The organism is Gilliamella sp. W8126, assembly GCF_016102185.1.
In the GTDB taxonomy this organism is placed as follows: domain Bacteria; phylum Pseudomonadota; class Gammaproteobacteria; order Enterobacterales; family Orbaceae; genus Gilliamella; species Gilliamella apis_A.
Genome location: NZ_JACFPE010000004.1, coordinates 166,865 through 182,488 on the forward strand (window position 1 = coordinate 166,865; position 15,624 = coordinate 182,488).

Annotated in this window: 14 protein-coding genes and 1 tRNA gene; 9 read left to right on the forward strand and 6 right to left on the reverse strand. The window is 34.5% G+C overall.

From position 1 onward, the window contains the following. Positions 1–56 precede the first annotated feature (56 nt). A complete protein-coding gene (locus H3S74_RS09150) occupies positions 57–476 on the reverse strand; it encodes a GFA family protein (protein ID WP_025316813.1) in 420 nt (139 codons plus the stop codon). Positions 477–695: 219 nt separating this feature from the next. Between H3S74_RS09150 and H3S74_RS09155 the strand changes: the two genes are divergently transcribed. Beyond that, positions 696–772: transfer RNA gene (locus tag H3S74_RS09155), tRNA-Met, on the forward strand. Between the two features lie 41 nt (positions 773–813). On the opposite strand, the gene metF is transcribed toward H3S74_RS09155, so the two are convergent. Together metF and metE are read right to left on the reverse strand one after the other, a co-directional pair. After that, entirely contained in the window at positions 814–1,689 is an 876-nt protein-coding gene (gene metF, locus H3S74_RS09160) for a methylenetetrahydrofolate reductase [NAD(P)H] (RefSeq protein WP_065579112.1), read from the reverse strand. 110 nt (positions 1,690–1,799) lie between these two features. Continuing rightward, positions 1,800–4,073, reverse strand: a complete 2,274-nt coding sequence (gene metE, locus H3S74_RS09165; RefSeq protein WP_198201576.1) for a 5-methyltetrahydropteroyltriglutamate--homocysteine S-methyltransferase — start codon at positions 4,071–4,073, stop codon at positions 1,800–1,802. A gap of 215 nt (positions 4,074–4,288) precedes the next feature. Here metE and H3S74_RS09170 point away from each other — a divergent pair, with 215 nt between their 5' ends. After that, positions 4,289–4,645 (forward strand): hypothetical protein, encoded by a 357-nt coding sequence (locus H3S74_RS09170; protein ID WP_198247720.1) that lies wholly within the window; start codon positions 4,289–4,291, stop codon positions 4,643–4,645. A 74-nt stretch (positions 4,646–4,719) separates the two neighbouring features. Here the strand turns inward: H3S74_RS09170 and H3S74_RS09175 are convergent, their stop codons facing one another. Next, positions 4,720–5,271: a DUF1440 domain-containing protein gene (locus H3S74_RS09175; RefSeq protein WP_110448736.1), complete on the reverse strand. Its 552-nt coding sequence runs from the start codon at positions 5,269–5,271 to the stop codon at positions 4,720–4,722. Between the two features lie 356 nt (positions 5,272–5,627). On the opposite strand from H3S74_RS09175, the gene H3S74_RS09180 reads away from it, so the two are divergent. From H3S74_RS09180 to H3S74_RS09205, 6 genes are all read left to right on the forward strand, one after another. Then, positions 5,628–6,980, forward strand: a complete 1,353-nt coding sequence (locus tag H3S74_RS09180) for an Nramp family divalent metal transporter (RefSeq protein ID WP_110448735.1) — start codon at positions 5,628–5,630, stop codon at positions 6,978–6,980. A 295-nt stretch (positions 6,981–7,275) separates the two neighbouring features. Further along, positions 7,276–8,937, forward strand: a complete 1,662-nt coding sequence (gene recN / locus H3S74_RS09185; RefSeq protein ID WP_110448734.1) for a DNA repair protein RecN — start codon at positions 7,276–7,278, stop codon at positions 8,935–8,937. A 50-nt stretch (positions 8,938–8,987) separates the two neighbouring features. After that, positions 8,988–10,217 (forward strand): bifunctional phosphopantothenoylcysteine decarboxylase/phosphopantothenate--cysteine ligase CoaBC, encoded by a 1,230-nt coding sequence (gene coaBC / locus H3S74_RS09190; protein WP_370547592.1) that lies wholly within the window; start codon positions 8,988–8,990, stop codon positions 10,215–10,217. Next, complete coding sequence (gene dut, locus H3S74_RS09195; protein ID WP_198201580.1) at positions 10,201–10,659, forward strand: dUTP diphosphatase; 459 nt, start codon at positions 10,201–10,203, stop codon at positions 10,657–10,659. The genes coaBC and dut overlap by 17 nt, the downstream gene beginning before the upstream one ends. A 2-nt stretch (positions 10,660–10,661) precedes the next feature. Continuing rightward, positions 10,662–11,249, forward strand: a complete 588-nt coding sequence (gene slmA, locus H3S74_RS09200) for a nucleoid occlusion factor SlmA (protein ID WP_258334384.1) — start codon at positions 10,662–10,664, stop codon at positions 11,247–11,249. Between the two features lie 60 nt (positions 11,250–11,309). Next, entirely contained in the window at positions 11,310–12,146 is an 837-nt protein-coding gene (locus H3S74_RS09205) for a mechanosensitive ion channel domain-containing protein (RefSeq protein WP_198222569.1), read from the forward strand. A gap of 58 nt (positions 12,147–12,204) precedes the next feature. Here the strand turns inward: H3S74_RS09205 and cysE are convergent, their stop codons facing one another. Both cysE and H3S74_RS09215 read right to left on the reverse strand, forming a co-directional pair. Next, positions 12,205–12,966 carry a serine O-acetyltransferase gene (gene cysE / locus H3S74_RS09210; RefSeq protein ID WP_065579143.1) on the reverse strand — a complete coding sequence of 254 codons (762 nt, stop codon included), beginning with the start codon at positions 12,964–12,966 and terminating at the stop codon, positions 12,205–12,207. 183 nt (positions 12,967–13,149) lie between these two features. Further along, positions 13,150–14,394, reverse strand: coding sequence for an oligosaccharide MFS transporter (locus H3S74_RS09215; protein ID WP_198247722.1), 1,245 nt, complete (start codon positions 14,392–14,394; stop codon positions 13,150–13,152). 192 nt (positions 14,395–14,586) lie between these two features. Between H3S74_RS09215 and H3S74_RS09220 the strand changes: the two genes are divergently transcribed. After that, positions 14,587–15,591 carry a LacI family DNA-binding transcriptional regulator gene (locus H3S74_RS09220; protein WP_198201582.1) on the forward strand — a complete coding sequence of 335 codons (1,005 nt, stop codon included), beginning with the start codon at positions 14,587–14,589 and terminating at the stop codon, positions 15,589–15,591. The last annotated feature ends 33 nt before the right edge of the window (positions 15,592–15,624 follow it).

The window sequence follows — 15,624 nt, forward strand, 5'->3', positions numbered from 1 at the left end:
AAAGACGAGCTATAGCTCGTCTTTTTTTATAAATAGATTAAATTATAATTTATTTTTTAAGCCTTTCCTTCAGCCATTGCTAAAATATCTGCTTCAGTTAATTTGTGAGTCTGATTAGCAAACGCATAGCAAGTTGGTTTTTTATCAATAAAGACTTCAGCCGTGAATTTTAAATCCTTAATATCGTCAAAGATCCAAGCAGCAATATAATAATTTTGCGTACCTTTTAAATGATAATAAAGATGAGAGCCACACTCTTTACAAAATGCTCTTTCCGCCCATTGTGATGAATTAAAATGGGTAACGTTCTCTTGTCCTTCTATCGTTAAATCACCACTGTGCGCTAAAGTCATTAAAGGTCCAGCACTCCATTTACGACAAGTTTGGCAATGGCATGCACTAAAATCCGTATTAGCAAACGGCACAGATAATTTAACTTTACCGCATAAACAAGATCCATGATATTGAGTTGACATATTTTTTCCTTTTTCCAATTAATGATTTTGCTAATTGGTTAAATATTAGCATAATGGATAATCAACTAGAATAAGTTTAGTTGTAAAAAATATTGAGGAGTGTATACCGTTTGGTATATAAATTGTCTTTATTTGTTAAGGAATGTGTAAAAAAAGGACAGTTAGACTAGTAAGGTATTGCTTTATTATTTTATTGATATAATATAGCCACCTCTTTGACGCGGGGTGGAGCAGCTTGGTAGCTCGTCGGGCTCATAACCCGAAGGTCGTTGGTTCAAATCCAGCCCCCGCAACCAATTTCTCCAAATCTTTCCCCACTTTTATTTATTACTAATCATTATGCAGATTTTGGCACAGCAAGTAATGTTGATACTGCTTCGCTAATACGTCTAGCAATGTAACTATTGTTCATTGTGTATAAATGGATGCCATCAACATTTTGTGAGACTAAATCAACAATCTGATCGATAGCATAAGCAATACCAGCATCACGAAATGCATCAGGGTGATGTTCATATTTTTCCATCATCTGTTTGAACTTTTTAGGTAAATTTACGCCACACATTGAAACCATGCGTTCAATCTGATTTTTATTGGTAACGGGCATAATACCTGCTTCAATTGGTACATTAATATCCATGTCATGTGCTTTATCTAAAAAAGCATAAAAATAATCATTATCAAAAAATAGTTGTGAAATTAGCTGATCGGTACCGGCATTTACTTTTTCTTTTAGATGAATTAAATCTTGTTTAAGCGTCGTTGCTTCAAGATGCCCTTCTGGATAGCATGCGCCAATAACATTAAAATCACCATTTTCTTTAATAAAGGTAACTAATTCGCTAGCAAAACGAAAATCATCTTTTGGTGGTACATTGGGACTGATATCACCACGTAATGCTAATACATTATCAATTCCGGCACATTTGAGGTCGTGAAGAATTTTTAGCATTTCGGCTTTGTCGAAGTTGATCCCTGGTAAATGGGCGACACTTTCAATACCATAAGTATGTTTAACCGAATGTGCAATATCAATTGTAGTTTGGCCATTTAAGCTACCACCAGCACCATAAGTGACACTAATAAAGTCAGGTTTAAAATAACCTAATTCGCGTAATGTGCTATAAATTGTCTCTAATGGTGACGTTTTTTTAGGTGGAAAAACCTCAAAGGAAAATACTGTTTTTTGGTTAAATAATAAATTTGTTTTCATTGGTACCATCCATTCTTGCTATCTTTTTTTACTCTACTGACATTACCGCCGCCTATAAAGGCGGCGGTAATTAAGACAGACAAAGCTAATTAACTTTATAAAAAACAGTGTTAATTAAGTGTCTTTCTCACTTCTAAGGTTGCTTGAACTAGGTGTTCTAAGCTTTCAACTACTTCTTTTTCACCGCGAGTTTTTAAACCACAGTCTGGATTAATCCACAATTTTTGGTTATCAATTTTGGCTAATAATTTTTCAATAGTTGCTTTGATTTCAGCTACTGGTGGTACGCGTGGTGAGTGGATGTCATACACACCAGGTCCCACTTCTGTTTTAAAGTTATTAGCTTTAAGCACATCAATTAATTGTAGATTTGAGCGTGATGCTTCAAATGAAATAACATCAGCATCCATCGCATCGATATCTTTAATGATGTCAGCAAATTCGCTATAACACATATGAGTATGAATTTGTGTATCAGCTTGTACTTTGCTGTGAACCAATCTAAACGCTGGAATTGCCCAATCTAGATATTCACTATTCCAATCAGCTTTACGTAATGGTAATTTTTCTTTTAATGCTGCTTCATCAATTTGAATGACTTTGATACCAGCCGCTTCAAGATCTAATACTTCATCACTGATCGCTAAACCAATTTGGAATACCGATTCTTTTTGTGAGATATCTTCACGAGGGAATGACCAGTTTAAGATAGTCACAGGGCCGGTTAACATGCCTTTAACTGGTTTATCAGTTAAACTTTGTGCATATTTTGAATATTCAACAGTAATTGGTTTTGAACGTGAAATATCACCCCAAACAATTGGTGGCTTAACGCAACGTGTACCATAAGATTGTACCCACGCTTTTTCAGTAAATACGAATCCGTTTAAGCTTTCACCGAAGTATTCCACCATGTCATTACGTTCAAATTCACCGTGAACTAATACATCAATACCGATCTCTTCTTGCAGTTTGATACATTCAGCAATTTTTTGTTTATTAAATTCGGTATATTCATTTAAACAAATTTCACCCTTTTTAAATTTAGCTCGATTTAAACGAACATCTGGGGTTTGTGGGAATGAACCAATTGTTGTAGTCGGTAATAATGGCAGATTAAAGGCTTTTTTCTGCTCAGCTTCACGCACTGAAAACTCAGGTAAACGAGTAAAATCAGACTCTTTTAATGCTGCTACTTTTTGACGAACTACTTGGTTAGCTCCTTCACGCTCACGGGTAAAGAGTGTTTGGTTCGCTTTATAAGCGGCATTATTATCTGGATTTGCTTCATTAAGTAATTGGCCTAATTCAGCAAGCTCTTGTAGTTTTTCCTGAGCGAAAGCAAAATAAGCACGTTGTTGAATAGTTAATTTAGTCTCATTTTGTAATGTATAAGGTACATGCAATAATGAGCATGAAGTATTCACCACAACGTTTGCAGCTTTTTGTTTAATTTTAGCTAATAAAGTTAAAGTTTTTTTGTAATCATTTTTCCAAATATTTTTACCATTAACGACACCTGCAAATAATACTTTTTCAGCAGGGAAGCCATTATTTTCAAGTAAGGCTAAAGTTTGTTTACCTTCAACAAAATCAAGACCAACACCATCAAAAGGTAATGCAACAAGTTCTTTATAACAGTCACGTACATCACCAAAATAAGTTTGTAATACGACTTTAGTTTTACCTTTAACAGATAAAATAGCTTGATAAATTTCGTTAAATAACTCGATATCTTGTTGAGTAAGATCAGTCACTAAAATTGGTTCGTCAATTTGAATCCAATCAGTGCCAAGATCAGTGAATTTTTGAATGATTTCTTGATAAGCTTTAATAATATCAGCTTTAAAATCAACTAATTGCTTACTACCTAAGTATTGAGCTAATTTGAAAAAGGTTAAAGCACCAATGACAACAGGTTTAGTTTGAATGCCGAGTTCTTTTGCTTCTTGGTATTCATCAAATGGTTTGCTACTGGCAATTTTTATTTCTAGTGAATCTTCGATTTCAGGAACAAGATAGTGATAATTGGTATTGAACCATTTTTTCATAGCTAATGCGCGAACATCACCTTTATCGCCTTGATAACCACGAGCCATAGCAAAATAACGATCGAGTTCAGGTAAACCTAAATCTTGATAACGTTTTGGTACAACATTTAGTAAACATGCTGTGTCGAGAACTGCATCATAAAATGAGAAGTCATTTGATGATATAAATGCTATTTTTTGAGCAGCTTGTTGATTTAAATGTTCTGCACGTAGCGCTTTTGCTTCACTTAATAGTTCAGCTTGAGTTTTGTTTCCTTTAAAATAAGCTTCGGTAGCAAATTTTAATTCACGAAGCTTACCAACACGTGGATATCCAATAACAGCAGTATTCATTTTATTTTCCTTTCATTTCATCGCAGTTCTTTAGTAGATAAAAAGATAACAAAAAAAATTGTTATTGAATAATTATAGTTTTTTATGGATTGATATAGTTTTTAACTATAACAAAATAATCTAGCTTTTTTATCTAAATTAAAATTAGATATATTTATTTAATAACGGCATATAAGATAATAATAAATTTTAGAACATGATCAATAATAGTTACTATGTGTATTATTCTTTATTTAATTTACTTTCTTGAACTTACATTGATCTGTCCATCATTAGGTAATGACCATCTTGGTGTTGTGACTGCTCAGTCGATTTTGAACTTTTTTATTATCGTTTTTTTCTTTGTTAACTGTAATGTCAATATTCTGTATTGCCTATTTAAGTCACGTAAACATTGGTTTGATTATCTTGCGGTTGGCTTATTGTATGCGGTTATTATTTTTATTCCGGTAAACAATTTCATGGTGGAAAAGACAAAGGAAGCTCGTCAATCACACTGGCTTGAGCGACAACTTAGTGATATAAAGGCGGAAAGAGTAGAGAAGATTAATCTAAATATTTTACAAATATGATTAATAATTAATTTATATAGTTAAGATTCAAAACCCTCCTATCTTGATTGGGATAGAAGGGGAGCAAACAATATTTATTTTTGCCATTCGCCTCGGATTGGTCTGGAAAAGTGCGCTAGAACTGCAATCATACAGATCTCGATAGAAACACCCCAATAAATATGGCCTAGAATTTCACTCCATAATTCATAGCCATTTAAATTCCACAACCAACCAATTGTTCCTTCTGGTGCGTAAGCAGGATGGCGGAAACCTAATAAAGGAATTAAAAATCCGTGCATGACAACGGTAATAATTAGACCATAAAACGCCCCATACCAAAGTCGGATTTTATTCCAAAAATAAGCAATAAATACATAAACAAAAGCAAAAGCGAAACTGAATAACCAGTGATAAAGAGTGACTGCACCCAAAACATTGGTTCCTTGATAAATATAATCAAGCGAGTGAGAATTGATGCCTAACCAACCAAGCCAAGCATCAATATGTGCCGCTGGTGGCGAAATTTCACCAGGAACTCGAGGGGGCATATTAACTTCAGATCCCCACTTTACTAATGAACTTATAAAACCACCAATAATTGTTGTCCAGATGATAATTTGACGATTTGTTTTATTTCCAAACATGTGACTTATTCCTTACTATATTAAATAGATTTTCAAACGAGAATAGACAATAATTTAGATCAGTTTACTGCCACTTAACACTGCTGATTGTTTTATAAAATAATCGGTTACCTAAAACGATATTATTTAGTTTTTTGATAATGATTTGGGATGGACTTCTGTATCTTTAATCAGTCATAATAGGCATAGCCATACCTATATAAACTAATCTTGAATAAATAATATACACGCTTAAATATAAATAATACACATTATCATCATAATTTTTAAAAATAACCATAAATGAGTTGTTATTAATTGATAATGATTCTCATTATCATGTATAATGCCGATATATCCATTTAGAGGTTTTAATTATGTTAAAAATATCTACAGTAAGTCTTGAAGAGATTAATAATACGGTTCATATTCCCAACCCTAATGCTGGTTTTTTTCGCAAACTGTGGGCTTTTTCTGGACCAGGGGCTTTAGTTGCTGTTGGTTATATGGATCCTGGGAATTGGATAACCTCAATTCAAGGTGGGGCTCTTTATAGTTATTTACTACTATCAGTAATATTAATTTCTAGCCTGATAGCCATGTTGTTACAAGCGATGTGTGTAAAAATAGGCATCGTTACAGGCATGGATCTTGCTCAAGCAACTAAATCGATGGTTGGTAGAAAAGTGGCTTTTTGTTTATGGATATCCACTGAATTAGCTATTATTGCCACAGAAATTGCCGAAGTAATTGGTAGTGCTGTTGCCTTAAACCTATTATTTGATATTCCATTATTAATTGGGGTTTTATTAACGGTATTTGATGTGGTTATTTTGTTAATTCTAATGCGGTTTGGTTTTAGAAAAATAGAAGCTATCGTTTTTTGTTTAATTGCGACAATATTTATTATCTTCACTTATGAAGTGTTAAGGGCATCTCCAGAATTCAGTGACATTATAAATGGTTTTATTCCTCGAACAGATATTTTTACTGCCTCAATCAAAGGCCATGATTCAGCATTGGTTATTGCGCTGGGCATTGTTGGTGCAACTGTTATGCCACATAATTTATATCTACACTCTTCTATCGTTCAAACCAGAAAATATGACAGAAAGAATCGAACTAGTCTAAAAGATGCAATTAAATATGCCACCATTGATTCCAATATACAGTTATCCTTTTCGTTCATCATCAATTGTCTATTATTGATTCTTGGTGCCGCCCTTTTTTATGGTAATAATCCTGATGATCTTGGTCGATTTACACAGCTATATGATGCTTTGAAAGACCCACATATGGTGGGGCCAGTAGCGAGTTCAGTTATGGCTACTTTATTTGCTGTGGCATTACTGGCATCCGGTCAAAATGCAACAATTACGGGTACATTGACAGGGCAAATCGTTATGGAGGGATTTATCAATTTATCGATTCCTCTTTGGGCAAGACGAATAATTAGTCGTGGATTGGCGGTGACTCCGGTTATTTTATGTATTTATATTTGGGGAGATAGAGAAAATATTGTCGAAAATTTATTAATTTATACTCAAGTATTTTTGAGCATCGCTTTACCGATATCCATGGTGCCTTTAATTTGGGTCACTTCAAATAAAAAAATTATGCAGGAGTTTGTTAACCGTAAGTTAACTACTATTTTAGGCTGGATAGCAACTATTTCGTTAGTGATATTAAATTTACAACTAATTTATGAAGTGATTAGTTCATTATATTAACTAACTATAACATCAACTTATATATAAACTAATGATTGGTCAAAACCATTGATTCAGTTGTTATCAATGGTTTATTTTTTTCTTATCAATTGACGACCCCCTTTTATCGATTTGCTTAATTATTAAGCGAAAGAATCAGTTTTGCAAGTAAGGTAAAATCAAGATAGCAACGTAATTCTAGTTAAAATAATAAAATTAAATCGTAATTTTATTTAAAAAGCTGTATTTATTTACAGTGTTTTTGTTGGTATACTCGTACTAATTTTAATCAGCTGCATGTGTTTATTTAATTATTATGATAACTCAACTTACTATTAATAATTTTGCTATTGTCGATCAGTTGTTAGTTGATTTTACAACAGGGATGACCGCAATTACAGGGGAAACTGGGGCCGGTAAATCGATTGCGATTGATGCTTTAGGACTATGTTTAGGTAATCGTTCAGATGCCTCTGCCATTCGTAATGGTGCAGAACGAGTAGATATTTCAGCTAGTTTTATCCTTGATGACACACCAGCGGCATATGCATGGTTAACTGAAAATCAACTTGATGAAGGTAATGACTGTATTTTACGACGAGTCATCAATCAAGATGGGCGTTCTAAAGCATTTATTAATGGGCGAGCTGTACCAATTTCACAATTAAAAGATTTAGGACAAATGCTAATTCAAATTCATGGCCAACATGAACATCAGCGTTTGTTAAAAAGTGATTATCAACAAATATTACTTAATCACTATATGCATGAACCGAACTTATTATCGCAAATGCAACAGGCCTATAAGCAATGGAAAACGGCTAGCCAAGCTTATCAACAATATCAATCCTCAAAACAAGAACGTGATGCACATGTTCAATTATTGCAATATCAGTTAAAAGAATTAAATGAATTTTCGCCGATTGAAGGGGAATATCAACAAATTGATGAGGAATATAAGAAGTTAGCCAATAGTGAACAGCTAATTAACCTTAGTCAACAATCGATAATGTTACTCGACGAAGCTGATGAGTACAATGTAAGTAATATGCTTAATAGTGTTAAACATATTATTAATGATTTAGCTGCATTAGATCCATCCTTAAATAATGTTTCGGCAATGCTAGAAGAAGCCACTATCCAAATTAAAGAAGCTTGCTATGAATTACGTCATTATAGTGAAAGTTTAGAGTTGGATCCGGCAAGAGTGATGCAACTTGAACAACGCTTATCAAAACAGATTGCTTTGGCACGTAAGCACCATGTGTCACCGGAAGCGTTACCTGAATTACATCAGAGTTTACTTAATGAATTTAAACAGATTAATCAGCAAGATGAACAAGGTGAGCAATTAAAAGAGCAGATCAAAAAATATCAACAAATTGCTGTAGAATTAGCAACTAAATTACACCAAAAACGCTTAACAGCTAGCAAAACACTAGCTAAAAAAGTATCGGCTACTATGCATGAACTATCTATGCCAAATGGTGATTTCAGTATTGATATAACATTCGATGAAAACCGCTTGAATGAAGATGGTGCAGATCAGGTGTCCTTTTTAGTTAGTACCAATGCAGGACAAATTGCACAACCTTTAGGAAAAGTCGCATCTGGCGGTGAATTATCTCGTATTGCTTTGGCTATACAAGTTTTAACAGCACAAAAAATGGATACACCGGCACTGATTTTTGATGAAATTGATGTTGGTATTAGCGGACCTACTGCCGCTAAGGTGGGACAGTTATTAAGACAACTAGGTGAATCAACTCAAGTTATTACTGTGACACATTTGCCACAAGTAGCGGGTCAAGCTAATCAACATTACTTTGTAAGTAAACAAACAAATGGCAAACAGACAGCGACTGATATGCAAAGATTAGATAAAAATGGTCGCTTAAATGAGTTAGCTAGGTTATTGGGCGGCGATAAAATTACAGATGCGACATTAGCCAATGCGAAAGAGTTACTTATTATCTAATTTAATTATGGTAATATAACGACTTTAATTTTGGACTGAGGATAGCTAGAATTATGAGCTTATCTGGTAAAAATATTTTATTAGGCATAACGGGTGGCATTGCTGCTTATAAATGTCCAGATCTTGTCCGCCATTTAAAAAAGGCTGGTGCACAAGTACGAGTTGTGTTGACTGAGTCCGCTAGCCATTTTGTCGCACCAATGACTTTACAAGCGGTGTCTGGTAATGCAGTTTCAAAAGAGTTATTCGATCCTACTGCTGAACTCTCAATGAGCCATATTGAATTAGCTAAATGGGCTGATTTAGTATTAATTGCTCCGGCTACAGCGAATATCATTGCTAAAATGGCAAATGGTATTGCCGATGACCTGCTATCGACGATTTGCCTTGCAACGCCAGCCAAAATTGTCATCGCACCAGCGATGAATCAACAGATGTATAAAGCTGCCGCAACGCAGCAAAATTTAGCGACATTAGAATCACGCAATATATTAGTTTTAGGTCCAGATGAGGGTTTTCAAGCGTGTGGTGACATTGGTCCTGGTCGCATGGTTGAACCGACAACTATTGTTGAAAGTATTAATAACTATTTTTTAGCTAATTCTGAACTCGCGGGAACCACCATTACCGTCACAGCTGGTCCTACCATTGAAGAGCTTGATCCAGTCCGTTATATCAGTAATTATAGTTCTGGTAAAATGGGTTTTGCCATTGCAAAAGCGGCGGCCGAAATGGGGGCAACAGTAAACTTAATTAGTGGTCCAGTTAATTTAACAACACCTAACAATGTTAATCGCATTAATGTAAAAAGTGCTAAACAGATGTATGATGAAGCATTGGTTTTGGCAGAAAAATCTGCGATTTTTATCTCTTGTGCGGCTGTTGCCGATTATCGAGCAGAGACTATTGCTAAAAATAAAATTAAAAAAACTGATGATAGCAATGAACTTGTGATTAAATTAGTTAAAAATCCGGATATTGTTGCCAGTATAGCTGGATTAAAAGAACACCGTCCATTTGTCGTTGGTTTTGCCGCTGAAACGAATGATGTAAAGACCTATGCCCTTAAAAAATTAACTACAAAAAATTTAGATCTGATTTGTGCTAATGATGTATCGGACCATAATATAGGTTTTAACTCTGATCAAAATGCATTAACACTTTATTGGCAAAATGGCGAACAAACGTTACCATTAAGCAGTAAACAACAATTAGCAAAACAGTTACTTCAAGCAGTTATAACACGATATAAAGCGAGTCATGATGAAAAGAAAAATTGATATTAAAGTATTAGATAGACGTTTAGGTAATGAGTTTCCACTGCCAACTTATGCAACCGAAGGTTCAGCAGGTATCGATTTAAGAGCAATGTTTGATAAAACTACCGAAATCAAGCCAGGCGAAACGATTTTAACTCCAACTGGTTTATCTATGCATATTGCTGATCCTAGCTTAGCTGCATTAGTGTTACCTCGTTCAGGACTTGGTTCAAAAAATGGTATAGTTCTTGGTAATTTAGTTGGTTTAATCGATTCTGATTATCAAGGTCAACTATTTGTACCAGTTTGGAACCGTAGCCAAACTCCATTTATTATTGAAGCTGGTGATCGTATTGCGCAATTAATTATTGTACCTGTGGTACAAGCAGAATTTAATATTGTTGATGAATTTGTTGAATCAACACGCGGTGAAGGTGGATTTGGGCATTCAGGTAAGAAATAATCGTGAGTAGCAAAAATAAAAATCGTAAAGAAGATATCCTGCAAGCATTGGCAGCTATGCTTGAATCTAATGAAGGTACGCAACGAATAACAACAGCTAAGTTAGCCGCAACGGTTGGTGTTTCTGAAGCAGCATTGTATCGACATTTTCCTAGTAAGACGAAAATGTTTGAGAGCTTAATTGTTTATATTGAAGATATTTTGCTTTCTCGTATTAATGTGATTATGCAAGATGAACCAAATACCTTTGCTCGACTGCAACTTATTTTAGCCTTAATACTTGGCTTTTCTGAAAAAAATCCCGGCCTGACTCGTATCATGACTGGGCATGCCTTAATGTTTGAACAAGAACAATTACAAGATCGAATTAGTCAATTATTTGAACGAATCGAAACTCAGATAAAGCAAGTCATACGAGAAAGAAAAATTCGCGAAGGTATTGCTTTTATTACTGATGAACGTATTTTAGCTAGTCAATTGCTTGCATTTTGCGAAGGAATGATGGCACGTTATTCTCGTTCAGGTTTTAAGTATCTACCTACAACAAACTTTGAAACCCGTTGGGCTTTATTAGCAAAACAGTTAGTTTAACTCGACTTACTAACAATTATTGTTCTAACTATTTCTGTTATTATTACAGAGGATAATTTCATGAATTTTGAAAATATAACCAATCAGATTCTATTTTTTATAGAAAAATATGATGGGGTAGTATTAAGTTATGTAGCACATTTTTGTTTTGCTATTATTATTTTTATTATTGGCCGAACAATTGCTAAATTTGTTGCTCGTCAGCTAAGAAGAATATTAACCAATCGTCACGTTGATCCAACTGTAGTTAAATTTGTCAGTTCTTTATCCTATTACGCCATTATTGTAATGACTTTAGTAGCTGTACTGGGACAACTTGGTGTCCAAACAGCATCAATTGTTGCCGTGATAGGTGCCGCCGGATTAGCTGTCGGTTTAGCCTTACAAGGATCTTTGTCAAATTTTGCTGCTGGCGTGATTTTAATTATTTTTCGTCCTTTCAAAGTCGGTGAGACCGTGGTTATTAATAACCAAAGAGGGGTGATTGATTCTATTCAAATTTTTTCAACGACTATTGTTACACCAACTAATGAAGTTGTTGTCATTCCAAATGGGCAAGTGGTTAGTGCTAATATTATTAACTATACTCGTTTGCCAGAAAGACGTTTAGATTTAGTCGTTAATGTTGGTTATGATTCAGATATTCAAAAGGTTTATCAAGTTTTAAATCAAGCAGTGAATAAAACGAATAATATCTTAACAAGTAAAGATTCAATTATCCGTTTGGATTTATTGGATGCTTCATCGATGAATTTTAATGTTTTAGTTTGGACTCTCAATGCCAATTATGGGCCAGTAAAGGCTGAACTACTTGAAAATATTAAAAATGGCTTAACTGAAAATGGTATCAACATTCCATATCCAACTATGGATGTAAATGTAAACTCTCAATCATAATTTTCAACTATTGTATCCGTTGTTGGTTAGCAACGGAATACAACATTTCTTTTTGCAGTTAGATATCTTGATCCATATTTAATGCTGGTTTATCACAGTCAGGACAACCAACGATTTTAGCTGGCACACCTGCCACCGTAGTATGTTCTGGTACAGGCTCTAGAACTACTGAACCGGCACCAATTTTAGCGCCTTTGCCAATTTCAATATTCCCTAATATTGTCGAATGGGCACCAATCATGACGCCTTCACGAATTTTCGGATGACGATCGCCATTTTCTTTACCGGTGCCTCCTAAAGTAACTGATTGTAGGATAGAGACATCATTTTCAATCACTACCGTTTCACCAATGACAATACCTGTTGCATGGTCAAACATAACACCACAACCTATTTGGGCTGCCGGATGAATATCAACACCAAAAACAATGGCAATTTGGCTTTGTAAGAAGGTTGCTAATGATTTACGATCTTGTTTCCAAAGCCAGTGTGCAATTCGATAAGCTTGTAATGAGAGGAAACCTTTATAATAGAGCAATGGCGTTGAATAGTAATTCGTGGCGGGGTCACGAACGTACACAGCTAGAATATCGGTAATGGCTGCATGGATAATATTATCATCAGCCTGATAAGCTTGTCTGGCTATCTCGCGGATTTCAATTGCAGGTACAACTTGGGTGGCAAGTTTATTGGCTAAAATGTAACTTAAGGCACTACCTAGATTTTCATGATTAAGTAATGTTGCATGGAAATAACTCGCTAACATTGGTTCACTTTCAACCAGTTTCGATGCTTCTTGTCGAATTGTTTGCCACAACATAGCTGGTTTAACAATTTTTTTGCTTGTATTCACGCCAAATACCTATATAGATTTAAACATTAGTTATGATATTTGGTATTGTTTCGCAAACAATGGATAGACGCAAGCTTTAATAGACAAACCGCTGATAATTTGTGAAATGGGAACTGATTGTTCCCATTTTTTTATTCGATTATTGAATTGTTATTGATTATTTGCTTGTTTATTATCACTTAAAGTAAATATCGCGATGCATGAAATGATTAGCACGATACTAGCAAGTATATAAAAAGTGGATGAATAGCCATGATTATCAAATAATTTACCCACAGGTTTTGACAACACAATAACCCCTAAATTTGACGAAATATTAAAACCAACCAAATAAAGTGTTGCTGAAAGTCTAGCATCAAAATTAGCTACAATATATTTGAACATAGCTAAAATAAACAGTGGAATTTCAATTGCATGAAATAGTTTGACCAAAGAGACTAGGTAGACATTATCTAAGCTTGCTGATAAACCTATTCGACAAATCATCACTAATGCCGCCACTAATAGTGATTTTTTAGCTCCCAATTTATTAATAAAATAAGGTGCAATAATCATACAACTTGCTTCAAGAAAAACTTGGAATGAATTTAAATAACCATAAATTTTATAACCGGTTTCCTCTTTTTCGAAAAAGCTGGTGTAAAAATTCGGGAATAGCTGCTGATCATAAATGGTATAAAAACTGAAAGTACCAATAATAAACACAACAAATAACCAAAATTTACGAAGGGCAAAAAGTGATAATATTTCACTGATTGTTGGAATATTTGGCTTCGGTACTATTATTTGCGGTGTGTTATTGCTTACCGATAGTTTTTGTGTAGGTTTAAAAAATAAATTGATGATGAAATAGATAGCTGCGACGCCAGAAGCGAGCCAAAAGTTAATATGTGGATCAATGCCAAATGAAATACCGGCAACAAATGTCGCAGCAGCATAGCCAAATGAGCCCCAAAATCTTGCTGGGCCAAATTCAAAGTTACATAAACGACTTATCCGCTCGATAAACGAGTCAATTAAAGCACTGCCCGATATAAAGCCCGCACTTAATACCGGTGCGCCGATACAAACACCTAATATAAAATCCTGCCTTAATAGTGGTTCATAAACATAAATCAAAAAAGGGCCAATCAGTATCATCATGATACTTTGAAAAGTAACAACCGCTTTTCCTATCTGTAATTTATCTTGAATGATACCGTAAAAGATCATAAAAAACATGGCTGCAGCCGAATTAGCTGCATACACAACCCCTAATTGTTCTCCAGATAATCCAATTTTGCTTTTAAGCCAAATCGCATAAAAAGACCACCAAAGCGACCATGCAGCATAAAAGGTAATAAGATAGCCTGATGAGAACCAATAATTTTTATTTTTTATCATATCTATATTCATTTTTCATTCTCTTCTATTGGTTAGTTTAACGTTAACATGTTAATGTTAACATTATGGCCATAATTGAAATAAAATAGATAGAATCAGATTTCATAAATGTTACTTTCCTCACACTTTTTATCATTTTTATTTGTGGTATCATCACACTAACTAAATATTAATTGTTTTTATGCTGAGTAAAAGGATCCAACTATGGCTTCACTAAAGGATGTGGCTAAACTGGCATCTGTTTCATTAATGACAGTGTCTCGAGCGATCAATAATCCTGAAAAATTAAATAAACAAACTTATAAAAAAGTGAAGAAAGCTATTGAAGAATTAAATTATGTGCCTGACTTATCAGCACGTAAAATTCGAGGTGATAATTCAGGGCCACATGCTATTGGCGTGTTGGCCTTAGAAACGGCAACGACACCATTTTCAGTTGAATTACTTCAGGCAATAGAAAAAACGGCACAGCAACATGGTTGGAATACATTTATCGTCAATTTATTTGATGATAAAGATGCTGATCATGCGATTAATACGCTTTTATCTTATCGACCTAATGGTATTATTTATACCACAATGGGATTAAGAAAAGTTCAACTACCTGAAAAACTATTAGGTAAGAATCTAGTTTTAGCCAATTGTATTAGTGATTCAGAACAACTTGCTTGTTACATTCCTGATGATTATTCTGGTCAGTATCAAGCTATGCAAAACGTGATCAACAAAGGCTATAAAAAACCACTCTGCATCTATTTATCAGAAAATACCTTAGCCGGTAAAATTAGACGTAAAGCGGTTGAACAAGCATGGCTAGATGCAGGTAATGATTTAGCGGATATCAAAAGCTATCATACGTCTATATCCCCAGATAATCTTGCGTTAGAGTATATGATGACGGTAGAGATCTTAGCAAAACATTGTATTAAAAAACCTGATTTTGATGTATTGATCTGCGGTAATGACCGCATCGCTTTTGTTGCATATCAATTTTTACTTAGCAAAGGGTTTCATATACCGAAGGATATCGCCGTTCTTGGCTATGATAATATGGTTGGTACTGGTGAGCTTTTTTATCCTGCACTAACTACCGTGCAATTACCTCATTACGAAATAGGACAAGCCGCTGCCTTACATATCATTAATGGCCAAAGCGAGAAAAATGTCACGCATATCCCATCGCCTTATTTAGCACGAGAATCTGTCTAGAGTAAAAAAACCACCATATTATGGTGGTTTTTA

Excerpts from the sequence above, each read along its gene's own strand:
- recN (WP_110448734.1), top strand. The coding sequence starts at position 7,276 with ATGATAACTCAACTTACTATTAATAATTTTGCTATTGTCGATCAGTTG.
- H3S74_RS09205 (WP_198222569.1), top strand. The coding sequence starts at position 11,310 with ATGAATTTTGAAAATATAACCAATCAGATTCTATTTTTTATAGAAAAA.
- H3S74_RS09220 (WP_198201582.1), top strand. The coding sequence starts at position 14,587 with ATGGCTTCACTAAAGGATGTGGCTAAACTGGCATCTGTTTCATTAATG.
- metF (WP_065579112.1), bottom strand. The coding sequence starts at position 1,689 with ATGAAAACAAATTTATTATTTAACCAAAAAACAGTATTTTCCTTTGAG.
- H3S74_RS09180 (WP_110448735.1), top strand. The coding sequence starts at position 5,628 with ATGTTAAAAATATCTACAGTAAGTCTTGAAGAGATTAATAATACGGTT.
- metE (WP_198201576.1), bottom strand. The coding sequence starts at position 4,073 with ATGAATACTGCTGTTATTGGATATCCACGTGTTGGTAAGCTTCGTGAA.
- H3S74_RS09175 (WP_110448736.1), bottom strand. The coding sequence starts at position 5,271 with ATGTTTGGAAATAAAACAAATCGTCAAATTATCATCTGGACAACAATT.
- H3S74_RS09150 (WP_025316813.1), bottom strand. The coding sequence starts at position 476 with ATGTCAACTCAATATCATGGATCTTGTTTATGCGGTAAAGTTAAATTA.
- H3S74_RS09170 (WP_198247720.1), top strand. The coding sequence starts at position 4,289 with ATGTGTATTATTCTTTATTTAATTTACTTTCTTGAACTTACATTGATC.
- cysE (WP_065579143.1), bottom strand. The coding sequence starts at position 12,966 with ATGTTGTGGCAAACAATTCGACAAGAAGCATCGAAACTGGTTGAAAGT.
- dut (WP_198201580.1), top strand. The coding sequence starts at position 10,201 with ATGAAAAGAAAAATTGATATTAAAGTATTAGATAGACGTTTAGGTAAT.
- H3S74_RS09215 (WP_198247722.1), bottom strand. The coding sequence starts at position 14,394 with ATGAATATAGATATGATAAAAAATAAAAATTATTGGTTCTCATCAGGC.